Annotated in this window: 14 protein-coding genes; 12 read left to right on the plus strand and 2 right to left on the minus strand. The window is 59.9% G+C overall.

All coding sequences use genetic code 11. The features are described 5' to 3' along the window. The first annotated feature begins 52 nt into the window (after window positions 1-52). The 6 genes from BEQ56_04030 (at window position 53) to BEQ56_04055 (ending at window position 9,133) form a co-directional block, all read left to right on the plus strand. Window positions 53-2,128, plus strand: coding sequence for a hypothetical protein (locus BEQ56_04030; protein AOH42716.1), 2,076 nt, complete (start codon window positions 53-55; stop codon window positions 2,126-2,128). A 152-nt stretch (window positions 2,129-2,280) separates the two neighbouring features. Next, window positions 2,281-3,600 (plus strand): xylose isomerase, encoded by a 1,320-nt coding sequence (locus BEQ56_04035; GenBank protein AOH42717.1) that lies wholly within the window; start codon window positions 2,281-2,283, stop codon window positions 3,598-3,600. Next, window positions 3,597-5,120: a xylulokinase gene (locus tag BEQ56_04040; protein AOH42718.1), complete on the plus strand. Its 1,524-nt coding sequence runs from the start codon at window positions 3,597-3,599 to the stop codon at window positions 5,118-5,120. Before BEQ56_04035 ends, BEQ56_04040 begins: the two co-directional genes overlap by 4 nt. Before the next feature lie 49 nt (window positions 5,121-5,169). Next, window positions 5,170-6,228, plus strand: a complete 1,059-nt coding sequence (locus BEQ56_04045; GenBank protein AOH42719.1) for an ABC transporter substrate-binding protein — start codon at window positions 5,170-5,172, stop codon at window positions 6,226-6,228. 171 nt (window positions 6,229-6,399) lie between these two features. After that, window positions 6,400-7,968, plus strand: coding sequence for an ABC transporter ATP-binding protein (locus tag BEQ56_04050; protein ID AOH44395.1), 1,569 nt, complete (start codon window positions 6,400-6,402; stop codon window positions 7,966-7,968). Next, the gene (locus BEQ56_04055; GenBank protein AOH42720.1) at window positions 7,952-9,133 is read left to right on the plus strand and encodes an ABC transporter permease; all 1,182 of its coding nucleotides are present in this window, start codon (window positions 7,952-7,954) and stop codon (window positions 9,131-9,133) included. The genes BEQ56_04050 and BEQ56_04055 overlap by 17 nt, the downstream gene beginning before the upstream one ends. 118 nt (window positions 9,134-9,251) lie before the next feature. Here the strand turns inward: BEQ56_04055 and BEQ56_04060 are convergent, their stop codons facing one another. Both BEQ56_04060 and BEQ56_04065 read right to left on the minus strand, forming a co-directional pair. Next, window positions 9,252-10,916, minus strand: coding sequence for a CoA-disulfide reductase (locus tag BEQ56_04060; protein ID AOH42721.1), 1,665 nt, complete (start codon window positions 10,914-10,916; stop codon window positions 9,252-9,254). Between the two features lie 3 nt (window positions 10,917-10,919). After that, window positions 10,920-13,226, minus strand: a complete 2,307-nt coding sequence (locus BEQ56_04065) for a glycosyl hydrolase (protein ID AOH42722.1) — start codon at window positions 13,224-13,226, stop codon at window positions 10,920-10,922. 270 nt (window positions 13,227-13,496) lie between these two features. Here BEQ56_04065 and BEQ56_04070 point away from each other — a divergent pair, with 270 nt between their 5' ends. From BEQ56_04070 to BEQ56_04095, 6 genes are all read left to right on the plus strand, one after another. Next, window positions 13,497-13,769, plus strand: coding sequence for a hypothetical protein (locus tag BEQ56_04070; GenBank protein ID AOH42723.1), 273 nt, complete (start codon window positions 13,497-13,499; stop codon window positions 13,767-13,769). A 10-nt stretch (window positions 13,770-13,779) separates the two neighbouring features. After that, window positions 13,780-14,052 (plus strand): hypothetical protein, encoded by a 273-nt coding sequence (locus BEQ56_04075; protein AOH42724.1) that lies wholly within the window; start codon window positions 13,780-13,782, stop codon window positions 14,050-14,052. After that, the gene (locus BEQ56_04080; GenBank protein ID AOH42725.1) at window positions 14,049-15,602 is read left to right on the plus strand and encodes a hypothetical protein; all 1,554 of its coding nucleotides are present in this window, start codon (window positions 14,049-14,051) and stop codon (window positions 15,600-15,602) included. Before BEQ56_04075 ends, BEQ56_04080 begins: the two co-directional genes overlap by 4 nt. Window positions 15,603-15,612: 10 nt before the next feature. Next, the gene (locus BEQ56_04085; protein AOH42726.1) at window positions 15,613-16,260 is read left to right on the plus strand and encodes a hypothetical protein; all 648 of its coding nucleotides are present in this window, start codon (window positions 15,613-15,615) and stop codon (window positions 16,258-16,260) included. Between the two features lie 419 nt (window positions 16,261-16,679). After that, window positions 16,680-17,885, plus strand: a complete 1,206-nt coding sequence (locus BEQ56_04090) for a hypothetical protein (protein ID AOH42727.1) — start codon at window positions 16,680-16,682, stop codon at window positions 17,883-17,885. Between the two features lie 12 nt (window positions 17,886-17,897). Continuing rightward, entirely contained in the window at window positions 17,898-25,844 is a 7,947-nt protein-coding gene (locus BEQ56_04095) for a hypothetical protein (protein ID AOH42728.1), read from the plus strand. Window positions 25,845-25,924 lie beyond the last annotated feature (80 nt).

A 25,924-nucleotide genomic window follows, 5' to 3' on the forward strand; every position in this document is an offset into this window, starting at 1 on the left:
TCCGGCTTTTTTATTTTATACTATGTGTTAACGGATTTTTTTGAGGAGGATTGTGAAGCAATCAGGATGCCGGATTTTTCGTGGAATCGGATCGCCCGCGGTTCCCGTTCTGTCCGCGGCTGTTACGCTGGCCGTTTATTTTCAGTGGATCCCGTATCCGCTGATATCGAAAACGGGCCTCCTGACGGCAGGCCTGCTGGGCTTACTGATCCTGATCCTGGTTTCCCGGTTCTATCCGATCCTTCAGAGGAAAGCGCACCGTTTATCGCTGGGCGTCCGGCGGCTGACCGTTCTTCTCGGCATGGCGAGCGCGGGGGCGGTCCTCCTGATCGGGGCGGTTCCGCTTCCGGACCGCTACCTGACGCTTCCGGAGGGCGCGGTTACTGTCAGCTCGGCGGACGGATCGCCGGTCCGTCTTACGTTATTTAATACCGGGACGACGGACAGCCTGAACCGGTTCCGGACCGACGACGGGCTTGACTGGCGGGGCAAGGTTTTTCATCGGATTCTTCTTGAATTCGAGACCGGGCCGGGGTTCGGTTCGGCTTGGATTATCTGGGACGGGGAAGCGGAGGATCCTCAGCTCGTCGACCTGTTCGCGGAGTCGCCGGGGCTTCAGGTTATCGAACGAGCGTATCCGGATCCGTTCGTGAACCGGCTTGCGGTCTTCGCCGCTTTCTGGGTGGGCTTATCGGCGCTCTTCTGGACCGTTATCCTGATCTTCGTTTCACGGGAACCGGCGGCGGCCGAACCGCTCGTCCGGTCGAAAACGTGGTTCATGTATGCGCTACCGATGGCGCTGGTTTGGGGTCTGTCGCTGCTGACGCTGTATCCGGCGATCATGACGTCGGATTCGCTGGAGCAGTGGGGCCAGGCGGTCAGCGGGCGTTTCAGCGACTGGCATCCGGCGATTTATGCGCTGACGATGCGGCCGTTCGCCGCGCTGGAGCTGTCTCCTGCGTGGGTTGCGCTGACCCAGTTGGTCCTGATCGCGCTGCTGGCGGCTCATGGGATCGAGCTGCTGCGGCGGTACGGGCTGCCGCGCTGGGGCGGATGGGGGCTGGCGCTGCTTTTCGCCTTCGCGCCGGCGAACCTGTTCCTGCCGATTACGATTTGGAAAGATATTCCGTTCGCGATCTCGCTTTTCGGGATGTACCTGATCGGACTGGAAATCGCGCTGACGGGCGGGGCGTCGATCCGTCAGGGAAAGCGCTGGGTCTGGCTGGGGATCGCCGCCGTCGGTACCGCTCTTTATCGTCATAACGGACTCCCGATCGCGGCTGGGCTGCTCTTCCTGACGTGGGCGGCGGATCGGCGCGTCTGGCGGAACGTCGGTAAGGCGTCCGTCCTTTTCATCCTTTTATTCACGGCGATCCGCGGTCCGCTTTACACGGCGCTGAACGTCGATCGGAACGGCTTCGGCGGCGTCAATCAGATTTACGTCCAGATAATCGCGGCGCATCTCGAGGCAGGAACGCCGGCGACCGACGAAGATCGGGCCTGGATCGAGGAGATCGCGCCTGCGGACGCCTGGGTTTACGATTCATGCGTCGTCAACAAGATGCGCATGCAGCCCGGGTTTGATTGGGAATTGGCGGCGGTCAGCGCTGAACGGAATCTTAAAACAGTGCTGTCGCTGACGAGGCGGGCACCATGGGTGACGCTGCGTCATTTTTTCGCGTCGAGCCGGATGATCTGGCAGGTTCAGCCAGGGAGCTGCTACCTGTATCGGATCGGGTTCATGCGCCTGAGCGATGGATCGTTTGTCTGGGTTGAGACGCCGAATCGTACCGGCGTCGTTCAGGATTCCCGGCTGCCGTGGCTGGTTGAGCCGCTTTTCGAGGTTTTCGCGCGGAGCGTTGCGAATCGGACGGTGGATTCTATCTTCTGGCGTCCGGCGCTGCTGAGCTGGCTGACGTTGCTGATCGCGGGGATGACGGCGCTGCGTTTTCGGCGCGGGCGGCTGCTGCTGATCGCCGCGCCAACGCTGCTGCAGTGCGGGTTGATGATGATGATTTCCGTGGCTCAGGATATGCGCTTTCAGTATGGCGTTATCCTGATCGGGCTGATGAATCTGGGCGCGCTGTTCCTGAATCGAGGCGCCCCGACGGCGGAGAGACGCGCCTGATTTCTACAATTCGATTCATCGATTAAGAACTGATATGAAAAAAATCACCTTGAAAATGTGATTTTCGTATATGTTTGCCGGCCCCAAATGCTTATAGAATTAATATAATTGCAGCGGCTTTTTGCCGCGGAAATCCATACAGGAGAAATCAGATGACAGCATATTATCCCGAAATTCCGCAGGTTAAATACGAAGGCCCGAAGAGCGAAAACCCTCTCGCGTTCAAATTTTATAATCCCGACGAGATTGTCGCCGGGAAAAAGATGAAGGATCAGCTTAAATTCTCAGCTGCATACTGGCACACGATCTGCGCTTCCGGCGCGGACATGTTCGGGGTCCCGACCGCGGATAAAACCTGGGGCAGGACCGATCCGATGGCGTTGGCCGAAGCGAAGGTCGGCGCTTTTTTTGAAATTCTGGACAAGCTTCAATTGGAGTATTTCGCGTTTCATGACCGCGATATCGCGCCGGAGGGGGCGTCGTTGACCGAGAGCAATCAGCGGCTCGATCGGATCGTCGACCTGATCGAGGGGCTGATGAAAGAGACGGGGAAGAAATTACTCTGGGGGACGGCGAACCTGTTCAGCAATCCGCGCTACATGCACGGGGCGGGGACGTCCTGCAACGCTGACGCGTTCGCGTTCGCGGCGGCTCAGGTTAAGAAGGCGCTCGAAATTTCCGTCCGGCTGAACGCCGCCGGGTACACGTTCTGGGGCGGACGGGAAGGTTACGAAACGCTCCTGAATACGAATATGGGGCTTGAGCTGGATAACATGGCGCGGTTTTTGAGGCTGACGACCGAGTATGGCCGTTCGATCGGGTTCAAGGGAACGTATTATATTGAACCGAAACCGAAGGAGCCCACGAAGCATCAGTACGATTTTGACGCCGCGACGGTGATCGGGTTCCTGCGCAAGTATGGGCTGGACATGAAGCTGAACCTGGAGGCGAACCATGGGACGCTCGCGGGCCATACGTTCCAGCATGAGCTGCGCGTGGCGAGGACGGAAGGCATGTTCGGGTCGGTCGACGCGAATATCGGCGACCTGCTCCTCGGCTGGGACACGGATCAGTTCCCGAACGACGTGTATGACGCGACGCTGGCGATGTATGAGGTCCTGAAGGCGGGCGGGTTTACGACTGGCGGGCTGAACTTCGATTCGAAGGCGCGGCGCGCTTCGTTTAAGCCCGAAGACGTCTTTATCAGTCATATCATGGGAATGGATTCGATGGCGCTGGGGCTTAGGATCGCCGACAGGCTTATTCAGGACGGACGCCTTGACCGGTTTGTCGCGGAGCGCTACGCCAGCTTCGATCATGGGATCGGGAAGAGGATCGTCGACGGGACCGTTACGATTCAGGAGCTCGAAGCGCACGCGCTCAAGATCGGCGACGTTTCGACGAACGCCAGCGGTCGGCAGGAATATCTTGAGGGTATTCTGAATCAGGTGATGTTCGGGCAGGGCGCATGAGTTATCTGATTGGAATCGATTCAGGAACAAGCGGAACGAAAACGGTCCTTTTTAAGGAAACGGGAGAGATCGTAGCGTCCGAGACGGTCGAATATCCGCTGTATCAGGAACGGAACGGCTGGGGCGAGCAGGAGCCGGAGGACTGGTGGAACGCCGCGCGGGACAGTATCCGCGCGGTCCTGACGCGCGGCGGCGCGGACGCGGCGCAGGTCAAAGGCGTCGGTATTTCCGGGCAGATGCACGGACTGGTCATGCTGGACCGCGGAGGGGACGTACTGCGCCGCGCGATCCTGTGGCTGGACCAGCGCACGGCGCAGGAATGCGCCGAGATGACGCGGAAAGTCGGCGCGGAGCGGCTTATCGAAATAACCGCCAATCCGGCGCTGACCGGGTTCACCGCGTCGAAGATCCTCTGGGTCAGGAATCATCAGCCGGAAATCTACGAAAAATGCGCGCGGATCCTGCTTCCGAAGGATTATTTGCGATATAAGCTGACGGGCGAGTTTGCGACGGAGGTTTCCGACGCTTCGGGGATGCAGCTGCTGGACGTTCCGGCGCGGCGCTGGTCCGGCGAGGTCCTCGAAAAGCTGGAGATCGATCCTGCCCTTCTCGGAACGGTATACGAATCGCCGGAGGTTACCGGCGTCATTCATTCGCAGGCGGCGGAAGCGACCGGGCTGAAGGTCGGGACGCTGGTCGTCGGCGGGGCCGGCGATAACGCGGCCGCGGCGGTTGGGACGGGCGTCGTCCGGGACGGCCTGGCGTTTACGACGATCGGGTCGTCCGGCGTTGTCTTCGCGCATAGTTCCGCGATCAGGATCGATCCGAAGGGCCGGGTGCATACGTTCTGCTGCGCCGTTCCGGGCGCGTGGCACGTGATGGGCGTACATCAGGCCGCCGGGTTGTCGCTGAAATGGCTCCGCGATACCGTCTGCACGGCTGAAACGGAGGCGGCGGCGCGGCGCGGGGTCGATCCGTACGCCGTCATGGGCGAAGAAGCGGAACGAATCGCGGCCGGGTCCGACCGCCTGTTTTATCTTCCCTACCTGAACGGCGAACGCACGCCGCATCTCGACCCGAACGCGCGCGGCGTCTTTTTCGGCTTATCCGGGATCCATACGCGCGCGCACCTGATCCGCGCGGTCATGGAAGGGGTCAGCTATTCTCTTCGCGACAGTATCCAGATCCTGCGTGAGATGAATATTGAAACGAGCGAAATGGCGGCGACGGGCGGCGGCGGACGGAGCCGGCTCTGGCGGCAGATGCTGGCGGATAATTACCGCTGTCCCGTGAAGACGGTCGAATCGAAGGAAGGTCCGGCGCTGGGCGTCGCGATCTTAGCCGGCGTGGGCGCGGGGTTATTCGCGTCGGTTGAAGAAGGATGCGCCGCGCTGGTTCAAAGCGGTCCGGCGCAGGAGCCGATCGCGGCGAACGCGTCCGTTTACGATCGGGCGTATCCGTTGTATCGTGAGCTTTACGGCGAGCTGAAGGGCTCGTTCGCGAAGCTGGCGGAATTGTAATCCCAACGTCATCCGACGTCGGGAAATCAGAAATTGAAGGAGACGATTGATGAAGAAGTTATTAGTTGTATTGTTGGCGTTAGCGGTCCTCATGACCGCGCTTCCGGTCCTTGCCGCGGGTGAATTGGTGGGCGTCGCGATGCCGACGAACAGCTTGCAGCGTTGGAATCAGGACGGACAGAACATGAAGGCGCAGCTCGAAGCGGCCGGATATGAGGTTATTCTGGAGTATGCGAATAACGACGTCGCGGCGCAGATTTCTCAGATCGAGAATATGCTCCTCAAGGACGTTCAGGTTTTAGTCATCGCCTCGATCGACGGCGGCGCGCTGGGCGAGGTTTTACGCACGGCGCACGATAACAACGTTCCGGTCATTGCGTATGACCGCCTGATTACCGGGACCGAGTTCGTCGATTATTACACGTCGTTCGATAATTATCGCGTCGGCGCGTTCCAGGGTAACTATATCGTCGACGCGCTCGATCTCGAAAACGCGGACGGCCCGTTCAATATTGAATATTTCGGGGGCTCTCCGGACGATAACAACGCGCACCTTTTCTATCAGGGCGCGATCGACGTTCTCCAGCCGTTTATTGACAGCGGCAAGCTCGTCAACCCATCCGGGCAGATCGATTTTGAGACCGTCGCGATCCTTGGCTGGGGCTCGGACGACGCGCAGGCGCGCATGGATAACCTGATCAACAGCTACTATGCCGACGGTACGGCGCTCGATGTCGTCCTGTCGCCGAACGACTCGCTGGCGATCGGGATCGTTAATTCGCTCGTCGCCGCCGGGTTCACGAAAGAGAAATGGCCGGTCTTGACGGGGCAGGACTGCGATATCCCGAACGTGATCAATATCGTCAAGGGGCTGCAGTCGATGTCCGTGTTCAAGGATACGCGGACGTTAGCGGAACGGACCGTTACCATGGTCGATCAGATCCTTGCCGGAAAGGAAGTCGAAGTCAACAATAACGAAGATTACGATAACGGCGTGAAGGTCGTCCCGTCGTATCTCTGCGATCCGGTATTCGCGGATCGGGATAACTATCAGGAGCTGCTGATCGATTCCGGATATTACACGGAAGATCAGATCAAAGCCGAGTAAGCGAGCGAATCGGAAGGGGGCGTTCGGGCGGAACCCGGACGCCCCTTCCGGAAACGGCGATCATTGAACGGTCCGCCGAAGTTTTTATGGACAGGTGGGGATCGGCATGGGACGTTTCAGCGGATCGGGGCTGTCCGGCTTTTTTATTCTGGCGAGGCAAAGGGGAAATACATGGAGAAAATTCTTCTCGAAATGCAATCTATCCTGAAAGAATTTCCTGGGGTGCGGGCGCTCGATAACGTGACGTTCAAGGTTCGGGAGGGCGAGGTTCACGCGCTCGTCGGCGAAAACGGCGCGGGAAAATCAACGCTGATGAACGTGCTGAGCGGTTGGTATGGGTATGGAACTTACGAGGGGAGGATTATTTTTGACGGCGCGGAATGCAGGTTCCGTAGCCTGGAGGACAGCGAAAAGGTCGGGATCGTCATCATCCATCAGGAGCTTGGGCTGGTTCCTTACCTGTCGATTGCGGAGAACATGTTCCTCGGCAACGAGACGGCGCGGAGAATCGGACCGCTGAAGGTCATCGATTGGAACGAATGCCATGATCGGGCGAACGAGATGCTGAAGCGGGTCGGACTGAACGAGAATCCGGAAACGCTGGTTAAAGATATCGGCGTCGGCAAGCAACAGATGGTCGAGATCGCCAAGGCGATGGCCAAAAACGTCCGCCTCCTGATTTTAGACGAGCCGACGGCGTCGCTCAACGACCGCGACAGTCAGCACCTGCTCGACCTGATTCGCGGGATGAAGGAAAAAGGCGTCACCTGCATCATCATTTCCCATAAGTTGAACGAAGTTGAGCAGATCGCTGACGCGATCACGATCCTTCGCGACGGGGCGACGATCGAGACGCTGTATAAAGGGGTCGACGAGTTTACGCAGGCCCGGATTATTAAGGGCATGGTCGGGCGCGAGATGACGGATCGGTATCCGAAGCGGGTCCCGAAAATCGGCGAGACCTGTTTCGAGGTGCGGGACTGGACCGTTTATCATCCGCAATTCGAGGGAAAGAAGGTTATCGACAGCGCGTCGTTTAACGTTCGCCGGGGCGAGATCGTCGGGTTCGCCGGTTTAATGGGGGCCGGACGTACGGAACTGGTCATGAGCGTTTTCGGGCGGGCGTATGGAAAGAATATCAGCGGGACGATCCTTAAAGACGGCGCCGAAATTCAGGTCCGTAATATTTCCGACGCGATCCGGCAGGGGATCATGTACCTGACCGAGGACCGGAAGGGCGCCGGGCTGAACGCGATCGACGACATCCGCCATAATATTACGATCGCCAATTTGCAGGCGATCAGCAGCTACAGCGTTATTAATCAGAACGAGGAAATCAAGGTCGCGGGCGAGTACCGCGATAAGCTGAATATCCGTTCAACTGGGATCTGGCAGGCGGCCGGGACGCTTTCCGGCGGGAACCAGCAGAAAGTCATGCTCAGCCGCGGGTTATTTCTCGATCCGGATATTTTAATCCTGGACGAGCCGACGCGCGGGATCGACGTCGGTTCGAAATACGAGATTTACGGGTTTATGAACGAGCTGGTCGCGGACGGGAAGGCGGTTATCTTCGTTTCTTCCGAGATGCCCGAGCTGCTGGGCATGTGCGACCGGATTTACGTCCTTAACGAGGGACGGATTATTGACGAGCTGGATAAAGAAGAGATTTCTCAGGAAAGAATCATGGACTCAATTTTAACCGATACGAGAAAGAGGACAAATCATGGAACAGCAGAATAAAGCGCTGCGTTCGAATATTCGTCAGTATGGGATGATTATCGCGTTGGTTGTCCTGGTCGTCTTTTTTTATTTCGTGACCGGCGGGCGTTTCGGACGTCCGATGAACGTGTATAACATCGTCATGCAGAACAGTTACGTTCTGATCCTTGCGATCGGGATGCTGCTGCCGATCCTGACCGGGAATATCGACTTGTCGGTGGGTTCGGTCGTTGCGGTCGTCGGCGCGATCGCCGGCGTCATGATGTACAACTGGGGACAGCCGGTCTGGTTCACGCTGATCGTCTGCCTGCTGTCCGGCTTCGTCATCGGGCTCTGGCAGGGGTTCTGGATCGCGATCGTGAACCTTCCGCCGTTTATCGCCACGCTGGGCGGCATGCTGATTTTCCGGGGTATGACGCTCGTCTTTCTTCAGGGGAAGACGCTCGCGCCGCTGCCGTCCTCGTTCGTCGCGATTTCTTCCGGGTATATTCCGGATTGGCTGTCGCGGCTGTTCTCGATCGAGTCGGCGGTGAACCTGACGACGCTGACGATCGCCGCGCTTTGCTGCGCGCTGATCCTGATCGGGCAGCTCGACGACCGGCGGCGGAAGCTTCAATATGGGTTTAAGGTCCCGAATGTGGCGGCGATCCTGGTTAAAGTGCTTCTGATTTCGGCCGCGGTGATGCTTGTCGCCTGGCGGTTGGCGCTGTACCGGGGGATCCCTTTCGTCCTGGTGATCGTCGCGGCTCTGGCGATTTTCTATTCATTTATCTTGAATAATACGACGATCGGGCGGCATATTTACGCGCTCGGCGGAAACGCGAAAGCGGCCGAGCTCTCCGGGATCAAGATCCGCAATATTAAGTATGGGATTTATATCAATATGGCGGTCATGAGCGCGGTCGCCGGGATCGTCTTCTCGGCGCGGCTGAATTCGGCGAGTCCGCTTGCGGGCCAGAGCTTCGAAATGGACGCAATCGCCTCCTGCTACCTGGGCGGGGCGTCAGCGTCGGGCGGGATCGGGACGATTACCGGCGCGCTTGTCGGCGGGCTGATCATGGGGATACTGAATAACGGGATGTCGCTCATGGGCGTGTCGATCGACGTTCAGCAGATCGTCAAAGGTCTCGTCGTGATTCTCGCGGTTGCGTTCGATATCCTTTCGAAGTCGAAAGCATCAAAATAGGCCGGAAACCGGGCGCAGCGGCCAGCTGATTATTAAGGTAAAGAACGAACCGGCGCGGAAGCTTTCTTCCTTACTTAAATAAAAGCGGAAGAGAGGAGGCCGCGCCGGTTTTCGCTTTCTATTCCCGAGTCAGCCGGTAGAAGAACTCCCCGCCGGGATAGATTTTAACGTCGGCGAAACCGCGCTGCGTCAGCAGTCTCGCGGCGGTATTCGCGCGGACACCGGCGGCGCAGAAGACAACGGTCTCCTTCGCCGGGTCGAGCTCCGAAATTCGTTCGCGGAGCTTCCCGAGCGGAATCGCGACCGCGCCGGGAATCGTCGCGATTTTTCGTTCCCAGTCTTCGCGCACGTCCAGGATCGCCGTCTTCGCGGGGTCATGCGTCTCGACGACATCCCATTTCGCGAAGGAGACCAGCCCGTTGACGACGTTTTCAGCGACGAACCCGAGCATGTTCACCGGGTCCTTCGCGGACGAGAACGGCGGCGCGTACGCCAGCTCAAGCTGCTTGAGGTCGAAGACTGAGGCGTTGAAATGCATCGCGGCGGCGATGACGTCGATCCGTTTATCAACGCCCTTCTTCCCGAGGACCTGAGCGCCGAAGATTTTCTTCCCGTCCGGCGCGAAGATCAGCTTGATATACAGCGGCGTCGCGTCGGGATAGTAGCCGGCGTGGTCGCTCTGCCGGATCAGGACGGTCCGATAATCGACGCCTTCGGCTTTTCCGGCGCGTACGAGCGTTTTTTCGCTCTGCCCCACGGCGGCGGCGCTCAGGCTGAAGAGTTTCACGATCGAGACGCCAAACGTTCCGGGATAGACCGAGTCGATCCCATGGATCCGGTCGGCGGCGATGCGCGCCTGTTTATTGGCGGGGCCGGCGAGCGGGATCATCGCAGGACTGCCGGTCACGCGGTCGCGGACCTCGATCACGTCGCCGAGCGCGTAGATCGACGGGTCGCTCGTCAGGAGGCGCTCGTCAACGATGACGCCGCCGCGCGGGTTGAGCTCCAGCCCGGCGCCGCGCGCCAACTCGCTGTTGGGGCGGACGCCGATCGAAAGGATCACGAGATCGGTCCGCAGCGTGCTTCCGTTTTTCAGCGACAGCGTAACGCCGTCGCTGTCAGACTCGAACGAGGTCGTCGCGTCGCCGAGGATCAGTTCCACTCCGTTCCGCCGCAGCTCGCCGTTCAGCGCCAGCGCCATTTCGGGATCGAACGGCGCGAAGAGCTGCGGCTGGGCTTCTATGAGCGTGACGTCGATTCCGCGATGACGCAGGTTTTCGGCCATTTCCAGCCCGATAAAGCCGCCGCCGATGACGACGGCGGTTTTCGCCTGAACCGATTCGATCGTGGCGATGATCCGGTCGGTATCCGGGATGGTCCAAAGCGTATAAATCCGCTCGCCGTCGATCCCCGGGATCGGGGGCGCGAGCGGGCGCGAGCCGGTCGAAAGGACGAGGATATCGTAGTTTTCGTCATAGCTCTCGCCGCTTTCCTGGTTCAGGACGCGGATCGTCTTCGTCTCCCGATCGATCGCGGTTACCTCGTGACGGACACGGACGTCGACATTGAACCTTTCTTTCATGGACGCCGGCGAATTCAGCAGCAATCTGGCGCGGTCTTCAATGATGCCGCCGACATGGTACGGCAGACCGCAGTTCGCGTAGGAAATGTATTCGCCGCGTTCGAAGATGATAATATCGGCGGTCTCGTCCAACCTGCGCAGTCTTGCGGCGGTACCCGCGCCGCCGGCGACGCCGCCGACGATACAGATTTTTTTCGGCATCAGCTAATTCCTTTCATTCCCTTCCGTTATTTTCTTCATCAGCCGGTCGAATTCCTGAAGGACGGTCTCCATGACGGCGGGATCGTAGCGGTCCTGCATCCACGACCGCATGCTATGCAGCGGCATCCAGCTCATCATGCTCAGGACCATCGGGCCTGCCTTCGTCAACTCGGCGTCCAGGTCGGCGTCCGGCGGGAGGAAGGTCCGCGCGATGCCTTCGATCAGCGGGCGCAGTATCTTTTCCGCGCCGGGGAAGCGGAGCATGTCGCCGAGAAGCGTATCCGGCGTGACGTCGATCGGGAGCGGCGCGTCGCCGGAGAGATCGACGGTCAGCGCGGCGCGGATATCGCGCGACGAAGCGGAAAAGCGGATTTCGTATTGCCCGCTGTCAACGTACCAGCCGCCGGTCCGCGTTTCCCAGACGGCGAACGCGCGGCGGTCGAGCGTAAAGCTGACAGTTTGGGTTTCGCCGGGTTCGAGCGCAATTTTCGCGAAATCGCGGAGCTCCTGAGCGGGGCGCGGGCGGCCGGGGTTCAGCGGGGCGACGTACAGCTGGACAATTTCTTTCCCGAAGCGGTTGCCGGTATTGGCGATGTCGACGGAAACGCGGACGGTCGGCCCGGCGCCGATGGAATCGATTCGCTCTTTCGTATAGGCAAATGTCGTGTAGCTCAGGCCGTGACCGAACGGGAAGCGCGGGCTCAGCTTTTTCGTATCGTAATAGCGGTAGCCGACGAAAACGCCTTCGCGGTATTCGACGCGGTCGCCTTCGCCGGGGAAGAAAAGCGCGGAGGGGTTCTGTTCCAGGTGGGTCGGGAAGGTTTCGGCTAACTTGGCGCAGGGGTTGACCTTTCCGAAAAGCACGTCGCAGACGGCGGCGCCGACGGCTTCGCCGGCTAAATAGGCTTCGAGGATCGCCGGTACGCCGTCGGCCCAGGGGAGCTCGACCGGCGCGCCGTTATGCAGCACGACGGCAAGATTCGGCTGGACCGCGCGGACGGCTTCGATCAGGTCATCCTGACAGCGCGGCAGGGTCATCCGCGTCCGGTCGTACCCCTCGGATTCAAAATCGTCCGGAAGCCCGACGAAGAGGACGGCGACGTCGGCTTCCTTCGCCGCTGCGACGGCCTCCGAACGCAGCGCCGGGTCGATCTCGTCCGTATTATCGTTAAAGCCTTTGGCGAAGCGGACGTCCGCGGCGAACGATTTCGCGGCTTCGACGGCGGCGTCGATCCGCCAGGGGTTGATATGCGACGAGCCGGAGCCCTGATAGCGCGGTTCGGCGGCATACGCGCCGATCAGCGCGATTTTCCGCGCGGGATCGAGCGGCAGCAGCCGATTTTCATTTTTGAGCAGCACGATCGTCTGCGCGGCGATTTCTCGTGCGAGCGCATGATCCGCGGCGCGGTCAAAGACGGCTTTTTCGTTCCGTCCGGAAAGCGCGCGGTTGACGATCGTCAGGATCCGGCGCACGGCGCGGTCGAGCGTTTCGATCGGAAGGCGTCCGGACCTGACGGCGGCGACGACGAGCTCGTCGGTATGCCTTCCGGAGGCGGGCATCTCCAATTCGCAGCCCGCCGCGATTCCCGCGACATGGTCGTTGACCGCGCCCCAGTCGGTCATGACGAAGCCGTCGAAGCCCCAGTCGTCGCGCAGCCGTCCGGTCAGCGCGGCCGGGTTTTCCGAACCGTACACGCCGTTCGTCTTATTATAGGCCGTCATCACGGTCCAGGGGCGGCTCTTCTTTACGGCGCGTTCGAAATCCGCCCAGTATATCTCGCGGAGCGTCCGTTCGTCGATCACGGCGTCGACCGCCATGCGGCGGGTTTCCTGATTGTTGGCGGCGAAATGCTTGAGCGAGGCGCCGACGTTTTGAGACTGGATCCCGTTGATCCAGGCGGCGGCGATTTCCCCGGAAACGACCGGATCTTCGGAAAAATACTCGAAATTCCGGCCGCAGAGCGGCGAGCGCTTGATATTTGCCCCAGGGCCGAGGAGGATCTGGACGTTTTCGGCCTGGGCTTCGTTCCCCAGCGCCGCTCCCATCCTGAAAACGAGGTCGCGGTCGAAGGAGCAGGCCAGTCCCGCTCCCGTCGGGAAGCAGACGGCGACTTCGCTGTCATGGATCGAGAGGTATTCACTCCTGGAAAGGTCCTGCCTGCGCAGTCCATGCGGCCCGTCGGAGAGCATGATCGACGGGATTCCCAGCCGTTCGATCGGTTTGGTATGCCAGTTGGTTAAACCGGAACAGAGCGACGCTTTTTCTTCGATCGTCATGTCTATCAGCAGTTGGTCGATATTCAGTTTCACGCGGATGCTCCTTTGATCTTTTATCGGTTAACGGTCGTTCGTGTCGAAAACAGCTGTAAAAAATGCGAATTGCTTTGTGGTCTGTCTTAATAACTATTATAGCCGTTGAGACCGCGGCCCCGGGCGAAAAGCGGCGTGGAACTTTCAGTTTCGGCGGGATACCCCCCTATGACTTTTCAGAGTAGCGCGAATGGGCGAATTGCGGTATCTTAACGTAGAAATAAAATTCTAAGGATCGCGAACCCGGCGCGGCGGGAAAGGAGCGGAAATTTGGCGCGAAAACCTTATTCGATCGACGACCTGATCCGGTTATTGGGGGATCAGATGGACGCGGCGCGGAGCTGGGGAGAAGAAGAAGCGGAACTTCCGCTTCGCGACCGGCTCCGGGTATTGGACATGATCGGGCGGACCTGTTCCCGGCTGGCGGCGCTCATCGCGCAGCAGGAGAAAACCGCCGGAAATGGGACGGACCGGCTGAATCAGGTTTTACAGCAGGTTTTAGACGAGCTCCGGAGCGGGAAAAGCGGCGGCGGAGCGGGATAAAGGAGGACGGATGAACGGGCGCGAGGCGGTAACGGCGGGCCGGGTTTTACATGTTCTTGACCTGATCCGCGCGGATTTAGCCGGGCTTCGGATCGAGCTGGCGCACCAGCGCGAGCTGACCGAGCGGCGGCTCGACGAGATTGAAAAACGGCTGGCGGATCATGAAACGCGGCTCCGCGACGCGTCGACGGGCGTGACGCAGTTCCGTTTCTGGTCCACGATGAGCAGCGGCGGTTCGGCGCTGATGTCGCTGGCGGCGCTGATCCGGTCGTATTTCGCGTGAAGCGGGCGGCGTTTTCTTCCGACGGCCCCGATCGGGACGCGCTCCGGACGGCGCTCGCGGACCCGGCGATTTTTTCGGCGCTGGGCGGGACCCGGCTCAGGAAGTATCAGCTCACGCCGGCGCGGGCGGTCCTGTCCGCGGTTCTTTCGGATCGCGGCGGACGGTTCGCCGTTCTCTTTCCGCGTCAAAGCGGAAAGAACGAGCTTCAGGCGCAGATCGAGGCGTACCTCCTGACGTTATTTTCGCAGGAGGGCGGCGAAATCGTTAAGGTCAGCCCGACTTTCCGCCCGCAGGCGCTCAACAGCGTCCGGCGGTTGGAACGGGTCCTGACGAAGCACCCGCTGACGCGCGGGCGCTGGCGGCGGCGCGGGGCGGCGATTATCGAGATCGGGCGGGCGTCGATCACGTTCCTGAGCGGGAGCGCGGGCGCGAATATCGTCGGGGCGACGGCTTCGCTCCTGCTGGAGGTCGACGAGGCTCAGGACGTTTTACCGGCGAAATTCGATCGCGAGATCGCCCCGATGGCGGCGGCGCGCAACGCGGTCGTCGTATTCTGGGGGACAGCCTGGACGGCGGAGACGCTTTTAGCGCGCGAGCTCGCCGGCGCGCGGGCAGCCGAGACAGAGGAAGAGCGGCGCGCATTCGTCCTCAGCGCGCCCGAGGTCGCCGCCGAGGTTCCGGCGTACGGCGCGTTTGTCGCGGGTCAGCTCGCCCGGCTCGGCCGGGACCATCCGATCGTCCGGACCCAGTTTTTCAGCGAGACGATCGACGGTCAGATCGGCCTGTTCAGCGAGCGGGTCATAGCGCGGATCGTCGGAACGCATCGCTACACCGGAGAGCCGGATCCGGAAGCGCGCTGCGTCATGCTCGTGGATTTCGCCGGGTCGAGCGAAACGTCGAACCGGGGAACGGACGACGAAGCGGACGCGCGCGACCGGACGGCGGTCACGATCGTCAGCGCGTCCCTGATCGACGACGAAGAGAGCGAATCGATCGCGCCGGTCTGGCTCGTCCGCTGGCGCGTTGTCTGGCTGAACCGGGCGCTCGCGGACCAGACCGCCGGGCTGATCGAAATTGGCAGGCGCTGGCAGCTTGGGCGGATCGTCGCGGACGCGACCGGCGTCGGCGCGGGGCCGGTTTCCGCGCTGATCGACGCGTTCGGGCCGAGCCTCGTCCGTCCATTTATGTTCAGCTCATCGTCGAAAAGCGCGCTGGGCTGGGATTTTTCAGCGCTTTTAGAACAGGGCCGTTGGCGCGAGGGGGCGTTGGCGGGCCCCGGCGACGAGGATCAGCTCGTCTTCCGCGATACCTTCCTGGCGCAGCTGCGCGCGGCGCGCGGCGAGATTTCTCCCGGCCCGGAGAAGCGGCTGAAATGGTCGGTGCCCGACGGGGCGCGCGAAGCGGGGAGCGGGGCGCGGCTGCATGACGATTTATTGATGAGCGCGGCGATGATTACCGTCGTCGACCGCGAGTACCACGGCGGAGAACCCACCGGCGAATATGGACATGCGCCGGATCCGCTCGACGATTATGACAACACGCAAGATTAAGGAGGCTCTCATGAAATTAACCTATCCATTCGACGGTTCTTACCCGATTACGCAGCGCTTCGGCGAACGGATCACCGATCCGAAAGGCCATACTGGCGTCGATTTCGCGCTCCCGAAAGGGACGCCCCTTCTCGCCGCCGCCGACGGCGTTATCCAGTCGACCGACTGGAAAGAGGGCGGTTATGGAATCTATGTGACCATCCTGCATCCGGACCAGTCGCTCACGCTGTACGCGCACCTGCTCACGGCAGCGCTTCCGCCAGGGACCCCGGTCGCACGCGGTCAGGTTTTCGGCCTCAGCGGCAGCAGCGGCTTCTCGACCGGTCCGCATCTGCATTTCGAGCTGCGGATCAAAGGAAAGGCGGTCGATCCGCTCCCGTTTCTCGAAGCGGACGCGCCGAAGGAGAGCGCGAAGCGAAAGTGGGCGGTGAGCTGCGACGCGCTGAACGTTCGTTCCGGGCCGAGCCTCGCGTACGCCGTCGTGGGCCAGCTCCGTCAGGGGGAGGTTATCGGCGAGCTCGAACGGCGCGAATCGGTCTGGGTCCGGATCGGCGACCGGCAGTGGGCGGCGGTAAAGTATATGAATGAAGCGAACGCGCGCGAAACGGACGGAGCGAAGCCTCCGGCGATCCGGCGCGGAACGTTCAGGACGAATTAAGCCGATCGACGGATCGATTTTATGGTGAAATGGGGAAGGCGGGGCCAGGCGCGGTCCCGTTTTTCGTTATGCCCCTGGCGTGGGACGATCAGGACGGGGAAAAGCGAAAAACAGCGGTAATGAAATTGAAAGAATACTGAAAAAATCGACGTGCGTGCGGGCCGGTTTTCGTTCGTTTTAAGCCGGCGCCGCCCGCGGGCGGATCGGGCGGGAAAACGCGGCGATTCCCGACGAAAAATCATGAAACGGATTGCGGTCTGGGCGAATGTGTGGTATATTTAGATACGCGAAAAAGGGTTTTCGCGTATTTGGCAGAACAGACCTATTTTTGATTGGGAAAGCCGCGGGCAGTATTCGCGCTTTCCGTGACATATTTACCACATGGGTGAGGGAGTCCAATGAGAAGTTTGCATCCTGTATTGAAGAAGTGGTTATCGTTCATTGTTGTCCTGGCGCTGGCGCTTTCGCTCGCGCCGGGCGCTTCCGCGCTCGCGCCGGCGAAGGACCTGACGGATCCGGAACCGACGCGGACGTACAATTTTTACGTCGATCTGAACTGGAAACAGACGCAGGTCGTCAAGAACGGGGACACCTTAGTTGCGCCGGAGTCGCCGACAACCCCGGAGGGCTGGATCTTTACCGGCTGGGTTGATCGGGCAACTGGAAATCCGATCGCCTTCGGCGTCCAGACCGTCACTCCACCGCCCATGTCGGAGGAGATCAATGTCGACGCCAGGATCGTCCCGGCATACTCGATCACGTTTATTTATAACGGCAACGTTATCAAAACGAAGATCGTTCCGAACGATCCGGCCGATCCGGCGAACCATATGGACGACAGCGATGTCTTTTACACGATCCAGGACGGAACTCAGGTCTTCTCGCACTGGTCCGAAACGCCGGGCGGATCGACGCCTTATCTTGTGGGCACGCCGACGACAAAGAACACGACGCTTTATCTCGTCACGAAACCCGGCTCGATCGTCACGTTTAATTCTCACGGCGGCTCCTACGTCGAACCGCAGTACCCGAACGCCGGTCAGCCGGTCGTTAAGCCGGCGCCAGATCCGACCCGCGCCGGATATACGTTCAGCCATTGGTCGGCGACCGAGGGCGGTCCCGCGTACAACTTCGGGACGCCGGTCAACAATTCGATGACGCTGCACGCGGTCTGGACCCCGGCGACGGCGAACTATAAGGTCCTTTACTATCTCGAAAACGCGGAGGACGATCTTTATACTCTCGTCGAAAGCCGGAACAAGTCAGGCCCGACCGAGGGATCGGCGGTTTATAACGACGCGACGGATTTTATTGACGCCGATCCTCTCCCCGAAGAGAACGAAGCGGTCGAACGGAAGCGGTACGTCTTCGATCACTCCGAACCGGCGACGATCGCCGGAGACGGCAGCACCGTTTTCCGCGTTTATTTTAAACGCCTGACTTATGCGTTCAGGATGTGCGCGGCGAACTCACCGGGCGTCACGATACCCGGTCCCGAGTGCGAAAATAGCAGCTATCATCTTTACGCGAGCGCGCAGTACAAATATGGTCAGTCGACTGCGCCGACGTTTGATAAGGGTCTTCACGATCCGAAGCTGAAAGATTACATATGGAAGCTGTATTAGAACGGCAGCAACATGTACAGCGAGGCGCCGCTTCAGAAGGCGGAGAATATGTGGGCCTGGGGCCTTTACAGCAGCGGGACCATTTTTACGCAACATTATCGCGAAGCCGCGCCCGGGGTGGAGGGCAACGGCCCTAATCAGCCGCCCGCCGGGACCATCTACAACGCGATTAAAGAAAGTTATGTTTATTCGCATGCCGGAATGGTTTACAACACATTTATCGACGGTGTTATTCCGACGCCCGGATTTACCCTCTATCATCTCCCTTCGGAAGCGACATTGCTTCAACAGCTGTATAGCGGTCAACTTCCCGATACGGGTTGTAATTCCGGTAACGGCAGGATCGTCTGCCATTGGCACCAGATACAAAATAACTGCCATACGGTTGGCACTCAAAAATACTGCGAAGGGACGATTTATTATCAGCGGCTCAGCTATAAGATTACGTTCCACCGGAATATCACTGATGCGCATGCTCCGGTTTATAACGTTCCGGATATCCCGTATCAGCAGGATATTTCCAATACGATCGCGAACCACGCGGCGGCGCTGGAGCTGACGGAGAAGGTCGAGAGCGGGAAAACGTATCTTTTCGAAGGCTGGTACGATAATCCGGCTTTCGTCGGGACTCCCTACTCGTTTTCCGGGCAGACAATGCCGGCTCACGACCTGATCCTGTACGCAAAATGGATCCTGAAACCGACGCGGGTGAACTATTGCAAGGCGGCTGGGAGCACGCAATGTTCCTACCTGACCGTTCCGCAGAATACCCAGCTGAATGCGCCGCAGCAGGCTCAGATCAATTCATATAAGGAACCGCCTACGGGGACTACTGAGGCGGACTTTGACGGCTGGTATTTCCGGAGCTCCAGCGGTAGCTATATTAAATTTGATCTGGCCAACGATTATGTCGGCGAGAATACGATTACGCTGTATCCGATTTACAACCTGAAGGACTATGGGGTTACGTACAGCGGAGGATTGGGCGCCGGAGGAGTGGCGCCGACCGACAGCAAGCGCTATACCAGCGGTACAAACGCCGTTGTTCTGGACAAAGGCGGGTTGACGCCGCCGACCGGGCAGTCGTTCTGCGGCTGGCGAGTCGACGGCGACGGAAGCGGACGGGTCTATCAGCCGGGCGAGACGCTCCTGGTTGACAACAATAAGAACCTGACCGCGCAGTGGTGCCCGGGGATCCCGACGACAACGGTGACTTACAAGCCGGGGGCGGGGAACGGAGCGGAGATCAACCTTCCGAATCAGCCGATCAACATTACGCATCACGCGTACGGGATCGGGGCGGGCCCGGGCCAGGCGGATTATACGCCGAAGACCGGCTACGTTTTCGAGAGCTGGAAAGGGGCGAACGGGACGATATATCAGCCGGGCGACGCGGTTCAGCTGACGCTCGAGGGCCCGGGCGCGAACAACAAGAATATCTTTACCGCGCAATGGAAGCGGGCGGTGACGGATATCGTTGCGAGGAAGACCTGGGTCGGCGGTGCGCTGGCGGATCACGTTTACGTCGAACTGAAGCTGACGCGGTCGGTCGGCGGGACGCAGGATCCGGCGTTCGTTTCGCCGAGTCCGACGCTCGTTCCGGCTGGGACCAACCCGGCGGATACGCGGACGTATACCTGGACCGGGTTAGAGACGCATACCGCGGATGGAAAGAAATATACCTATAACGTCGTTGAAACGCCGGTCGGTTCGGCGAATTCCGTAGTGAGTCCGGGCGCGACCGAGTATGAATTCAACGTCGTGAATACGCTTAAGTCGCCGCAGGTCGATAAAGAAATTACGAAAATCTGGAAGGGCGGTTTTTATCTCGATAAGCCTGCGATCCAGGTCAAACTGGTCGGTACTTGCGCGGGCTGTGCGACGAAAGAAGTGGGTCCGAGGACGATCAACCTTGCCGACGTTACCGTTACGGAGAACCCGGCGGCGTATGAGACGACCTGGAAATTCACCTGGACCGGGCTTGACAAGATCGACGTGGCGACCGGGCAGGAGTATAGCTGGCACGTTCAGGAGGAAGCCGATCCGTCGCCTGAATGGAAGTCCGATTGTCTGAGCGGGCAGAGTATGCCGGCGGATCTGACGTGCGTCAACGAGTATAAGCCGCCGCTGATTCCGCCGACGAATCCGGAAAACCCGGACGATCCGAATCCGCACCCGAATCCCGCGGATGACCCCGGCGAAGTTGCCGGGCGGAAGTACTGGCTGGGCGGGAAGGCGACGGGATACGCCGACGTCACGATCCGGCTGCGGCGGAAATGGCCGAAGAACCTGAGCGGCGACTGCGGCGCGACGCCTGTGTATGAGTGCGAGATTGGTGCCGATATCCGGGACGTCAACGGGGCTGTGGTCCCCTCGGACGTCACGCTGGCGAAGGCCGATGCGGCGACGCATAAATGGATGCATGTCTGGGCGAACCTGCCGAAGACGGACCAGAAGACCGGTCTGGATATTACCTATTGGATCGATGAACTCAGCGTCGGCGCGCTTTCGCCGGCGACGCTGGGCGAGTTCGTGGAAGTTAAGGACGATAATGAGGACGGCGTCGTCGACGTTGGGGATGACGACCTGAAGGTGAAGAACAAGTATCTCCCGCCGCTTGTTCCGGACGATCCGGGAGATCCGGGCGATAATCCGAATCCCGAACCGGGAACGCCCGGCGCTGACGGGAACGTCACCGGCGTGAAGATCTGGAACGGCGGGGCGGACAGCGATCACGTTGATATCAAGCTGCTGCTGAAGCGGCGCTGGAAGAAGACGGACGGAACGGACTGCGCTGCGACGCCGGCTGACTGCGGCGCGGAGGAAGAGGTCACGGTCACGCGCGACGGCGCGCCGGTGAATCCGCGTGTGACGCTGCTGAAAGCTACGCAGGCGGCTCATCAATGGAAAAATAAGTGGACAGGGCTGGCGGACCGCGACTTTGAGTACGGGTACAAGTACTATTACAGAATTGTTGAAGAAAATACCCCCGCGGAGCTCGCCCCGTACACTCAGGAGGCTGGCGATACCGACGGCAATCCGGTCACGGTTCAGAACAACTATCATGCGCCATCGCAGAGCCGTATCGGAACGAAGGTCTGGGTCGGTGGCGCGAGTTATAACGGCGGCGTCCGCCCGGACGTTACGCTGCGGCTCTGCCGGACGTTGAGCTCGGCGCCGGACTTTACCTCCTGCAATAATATTGCTGACGGTACGACGCCGCAGGAGCAAACCCTGCATCATCCGACGTTGATGGCGACCTGGGAAGGGTATCCGGATAAGGCCGCGAACGGTATCCCGTATATTTACTGGATCAAAGAAACGGCCGCTCCGGCCGATTACGTGGAGGTCGATCGCGGGGATCTTGGCCTCCTCACGCCAGCGCAGCGCATGACGGTTACCAACCGCTTCGATTCGCATAATTCGGTGGTCCAGATTACCGGGGAGGTCGAATGGCATGGAGGCGATCCGTTTGCCGCTGATCCGGTTCTGAGTAAGGCGAAGCTGATGCTGTACCGCGGGATCGGGCCGGTTGGTCCGAATGGTGCGCCTGCCAATCCGGAAAAGGTCGTCATTCCGCCTGCTGTTCAGCCTGCTGAGGTTGAGGTTACGCGCGGGGCCGGCAACACCGGGTCGCACACCTTCGGCAACCTGCCGGAATATAACCCTGATGGGGTCGAATACATTTATTATGTCGATATCGTCACCGGTACCGGCGCGAGCGCGGTCGTTACGCAGATCATCGGCGACAGCGGTTCGGATCACTTCGAAAAGGTCGCACCGCCGGGATTCTCGGAGAATCAGGATTACAACTATGACCTGGTGGTCGACGTGGCTTATCGCGCTCCGAGCACGACGTTCCGGGCGAAGAAGGTCTGGGAAGGCGGGAAGTATTATAACGGCGGCGTCCGCCCGGACGTCTGGTTCAAGATCCAGCGTCACGTGAAGGGGACTGGTGATCCCTGGCAGGACGTTCCGGTTCTTCCGCCGCCGGATAACACGGAGGCGAACGCCCGGATCAAGAAGGTTCAGGGTTCGAACCCGGTGATCTTCTACAATCTGGAAAAAACGACGAACGAGGCTGCTCCGCGCGAGTATGAATTCCGCGTGGCCGAGGTTATGCCCGGCGCGGCGCCGGATACCTGGGTCGACTGGGCGCACGAAAATTATCCGGGGACGCATGTGTCTCCCGCCGGGGATGGCAACAACACCGCGAATCCGGTGGAAATGAAGAATACCTATCGATCGAAGCTGATCGAGGTCCATGGGAAGATCAAATGGCTCGACGGAAATTCAGCCGCGCATCATCAGGATATTACTGTAGCGCTCTGTCATAAGAAATCGGATGGGACTGAGGATTGCGATGTAGGAAATAGCATCCCGTGGGTGGATGGCGTCGACGAACAGGACTTCCACTGGGACAGCGATGATCCGTTAGGCCCCTGGGCTCCTTATCATGGCCCCAAGGTTAATGAAACGGATCCGGACGGAAAAGCGTATCAGTATTACCTGAAGCATGACACGCCTGCTCCGCTTCCGGCTGCTGGTATCGATTATAAGGTCGAGAGCGAGGGGCCGGGTCCGCGTCCGGACCACGTCGATCCGATGCATGTCCATTACCGCTACGTTCCGCCGACGATCGATATTGACGCTACAAAGAGGTGGAATGATGGTCAGCTGCTGCGGAGCCCGGTCCAGATTACGCTGTACTGGAAGAGGTTCAGCCAACCCGACAGCGCGGCAGTAAAGGTTCCTGCCAACGCGCTTACGGGAAGCCTGCCCGGCACGGACTGCAAGCGGGAGAATCCACTGACGTTCACCCCGCAGCTGCCGCTGTCGATCTCGAATCCGGATACTGAAAACCTGACGCAGCACTGGTGCGTCCCGAAGACGAATCAGGCCGGGGAAGAATATGTCTACTGGGTTAAGGAAGATGAATCGCAGCTGGATAAACGGTTCTGGCATCCGTCTAACGTGCTGGGGGAAGCGTATACGATAGCGAACAGCTTCAGGCCGCCGCTGATCAACTGGGACGATAATCCGCCGGACAAGGAGCCGAATCCGCCCAACCCGCCGGTGGAGCTTGATCCGAATCAGGACGACGGTAAGATGAAGATCGTGAAGATCTGGAAAAACGGGAAGACGGCGCGTCCGGTTTCGCTGAACATCTGGGTTTATCAGGAGATCGAAGGGGTTCCCGGCAGCAGGATCCCGTACCCGGGGCCGGGCGCGAATCTGGTGACGCTGACCCCGCCCGCGGATAACGGGGACCGCTGGGAAAAGACGATTGAAGGCGTTCCCGACATGACGCACAAGGGGCAGAAATATATCTATACCGTCGAGGAAGATGAAGCGTCGATCCCGGCGTTCGAGCTGGTCTCGATCGACAACTCGAAGGACGAGGTGAAGACGGTGACGAACCGCTTCAAGATCCCGACGACGCCGGTCGATATTGAAATTATCTGGGAAGGCGGTCCGCCGGCCAAACCGACGACGCAGACGAAGCTGACCTGTACGTCGAACGGGGTGGTAGTTAAGGAAGAAACGACAACCTATGTTCATCCGGTCACGACGGCGACGGTCCAGGTCCCGATCACGGACGACGACGGTCATCCGGTCCGCTGCAAGATCGAGCAGCCGGGCGGCGCGCCTGCGCCGTACGTGGAAAAGCCGACACCGGGGACGACGGAAAAGCCGATCGTGGCCGGCGGTCCGAATAACTTATCGATTACGAACCGATACGAATCGCCGCACCGGACGGTTATCGGGAAGAAGACCTGGGTTGACGGCGAGCTCGCGAATAACGGCGTGCGCCCGACAATCTGGCTCAAGCCCGAACGGTCGTTAGACGGAAATACCTGGGAAGCGGTCCCGGGAACGGCGCCGGTTGCCGTGACGCATCCGGACACCAAGGCCGTCTGGGATAACGTTGACGAGTTCGACAACAACGGGGTGCCGTATCAGTTCCGCGTCCTCGAGGTCGACAGCGCCGGGAACGACTGGAAACCGGACAACTACGATAAGATCGGAGCCGGGACCAACATGACGAACCAGTACGTCATCCCGCGCGGCGATATCGACGGACGGAAGCTCTGGGGCCGCGGTTCGGACCCGCGCCCGACGGTCTGGCTGAAGCTGTACCGGCAGGTCGGTGAGAATCCTCCCGAAGAGGTCCCGCTTCCGGAAGGCGAAATCAAGCAGGTCCCGTCCGGGACCGGCACGGTCACCTGGCAGAACGTCGAGCTGACGACGATCCGGGGCGAGAGTTACGTCTTCTCGGTCAGGGAAGTCGACGCGCACGGCGCGGACTGGACCGCTCCGGGCTACTATAAGATTGAAAACGGGGCGACGGTTACCAACCAGCGGCTCAGCCGGATTTACGTCGGCGTGTCAACGACGCCGCTGTCGTATGACGTCTTCCCGCTCGTGATTACCAACGGCGAAGGGCTCAGCGACCGGCAGTCGATTGACAACAACGACGGCGACGCGACGTATCCGAAGGAGCTCTTCCGCGAAGACCTGGCGGTCATTCCGCATCAGGTCCGGATCGACATGCTCGATCTCGAACGCTGGCGCGTGGAAGGCGCGAGCTGCCTGATGCGCCCGTACGACAGCAGCGATCCGAACGACGACGTGAACCTGTCGGTCGAGCTCAAGCGCGATGTCTTCGGAAGGGCGACCGGCGAATTTGAAATCAAGCCGATGCCGGTTGAGAAAGACATCCGCTGTATAATCCAGCTGCGCAACTTGCGCGCGTCGAAGATCGTCGTCAAGAACGTTACGTATCCGAATCCGGATATTCCGATGTTCCCGCTGTATCATTACGACGTGACGGGCGTCGGTTACGGGCCGTTCGATTTATCGACGACGTCGGAACCGAACGTTCAGGAGGTCGCTCCGGGCGACTTCTCGATCACGCAGACGAACGTCACCGGCTGGACGACGATCGACGTCATTGCGACGAGCTCGATCATCGGGCGGCGGCCGCTGACCTCGCTGAACGACACGGGCGCGGAGACGAAGGCGGAATTCACTGCGATCGACAGCGAAGTCGTGACGCTCACGTTCGTCAACGTCCCGCCGAATACGATCATGCTTAAGAAGGAGACGATCCCGGCGAACACGGGCGATAAGTTCCGCTTTGAAGGGATCCTGTCGGGCGAAATCAGCCACGGCGAATACCTGATCCGGACCGACGTCGTTCCGGACGGGAAGCAGCACCAGGCGATCGAAATGCCGCATGACGAATGGTCGAAGCACCGCGTCACCTGCGTCGAGCGCGGGATCATCGGGCCAACGGAGACGCGCGCCGAATTCTATACCATGTCCGCCTACTATGGGCTGGATCCGGGCGAAACGATCCTCTGTACCTTCGTTAACCGCAAGTGGGGCGCGGACGATAATCCGGATATTCCGGACCCGGATATCCCGGGATTCACGGACATCGGGCTGCCGCGAACCGGCTTTACGCCGGGCGTTGTAACCGCCCTTCCGGACCAGCCGGCCGCGAAGCTGTACGCGCCGTCTGAATTGACGCTGCGGATTCCGAAGATGAACCAGACGCTGTCGATCGTCGGGATTCCGAAGAGCGGCAAGAACTGGGACGTGACCTGGCTGGATCCGCATCAAGCCGGGTACCTTGAGGAAAGCGCGTATCCGACCTGGGATGGAAACAGCGTCATCACGGCGCACGTCTGGGACGCGTACAATAACCCGGGTCCGTTCGCGGGGTTGAAGGACCTTGTCTACGGCGACCGCTTCACGATTGAAGCGTACGGTATGACGTATACGTACGAGGTCCGCGAGTCGGAACGCGTATTGGCGACGGCGGTCGATCGAGTCTTGACGCCGAAGACCGGCAGCTGGATTACGCTGCTGACCTGCGAACAGTATAACGAGACGACGGATAAATACGCTTACCGGCGCATGGTCCGCGCGGTCCTTATCGAAACGAAGTAACGAGCCAAAGCGCCGGCGGCGCGCCCAAAACTCTGGGCGCGCCGCCGGACCGGTTCATTTTTGAATTAATATAGGATAGT

It is taken from the genome of Anaerolineaceae bacterium oral taxon 439, from assembly GCA_001717545.1.
Lineage (GTDB): Bacteria > Chloroflexota > Anaerolineae > Anaerolineales > Anaerolineaceae > Flexilinea.

Bases quoted from the DNA above. Each gene is read 5' to 3' on its own strand.
- BEQ56_04040 (AOH42718.1), top strand. From the start codon at position 3,597: ATGAGTTATCTGATTGGAATCGATTCAGGAACAAGCGGAACGAAAACG.
- BEQ56_04095 (AOH42728.1), top strand. From the start codon at position 17,898: ATGTACAGCGAGGCGCCGCTTCAGAAGGCGGAGAATATGTGGGCCTGG.
- BEQ56_04045 (AOH42719.1), top strand. From the start codon at position 5,170: ATGAAGAAGTTATTAGTTGTATTGTTGGCGTTAGCGGTCCTCATGACC.
- BEQ56_04050 (AOH44395.1), top strand. From the start codon at position 6,400: ATGGAGAAAATTCTTCTCGAAATGCAATCTATCCTGAAAGAATTTCCT.
- BEQ56_04075 (AOH42724.1), top strand. From the start codon at position 13,780: ATGAACGGGCGCGAGGCGGTAACGGCGGGCCGGGTTTTACATGTTCTT.
- BEQ56_04035 (AOH42717.1), top strand. From the start codon at position 2,281: ATGACAGCATATTATCCCGAAATTCCGCAGGTTAAATACGAAGGCCCG.
- BEQ56_04055 (AOH42720.1), top strand. From the start codon at position 7,952: ATGGAACAGCAGAATAAAGCGCTGCGTTCGAATATTCGTCAGTATGGG.
- BEQ56_04085 (AOH42726.1), top strand. From the start codon at position 15,613: ATGAAATTAACCTATCCATTCGACGGTTCTTACCCGATTACGCAGCGC.
- BEQ56_04060 (AOH42721.1), bottom strand. From the start codon at position 10,916: ATGCCGAAAAAAATCTGTATCGTCGGCGGCGTCGCCGGCGGCGCGGGT.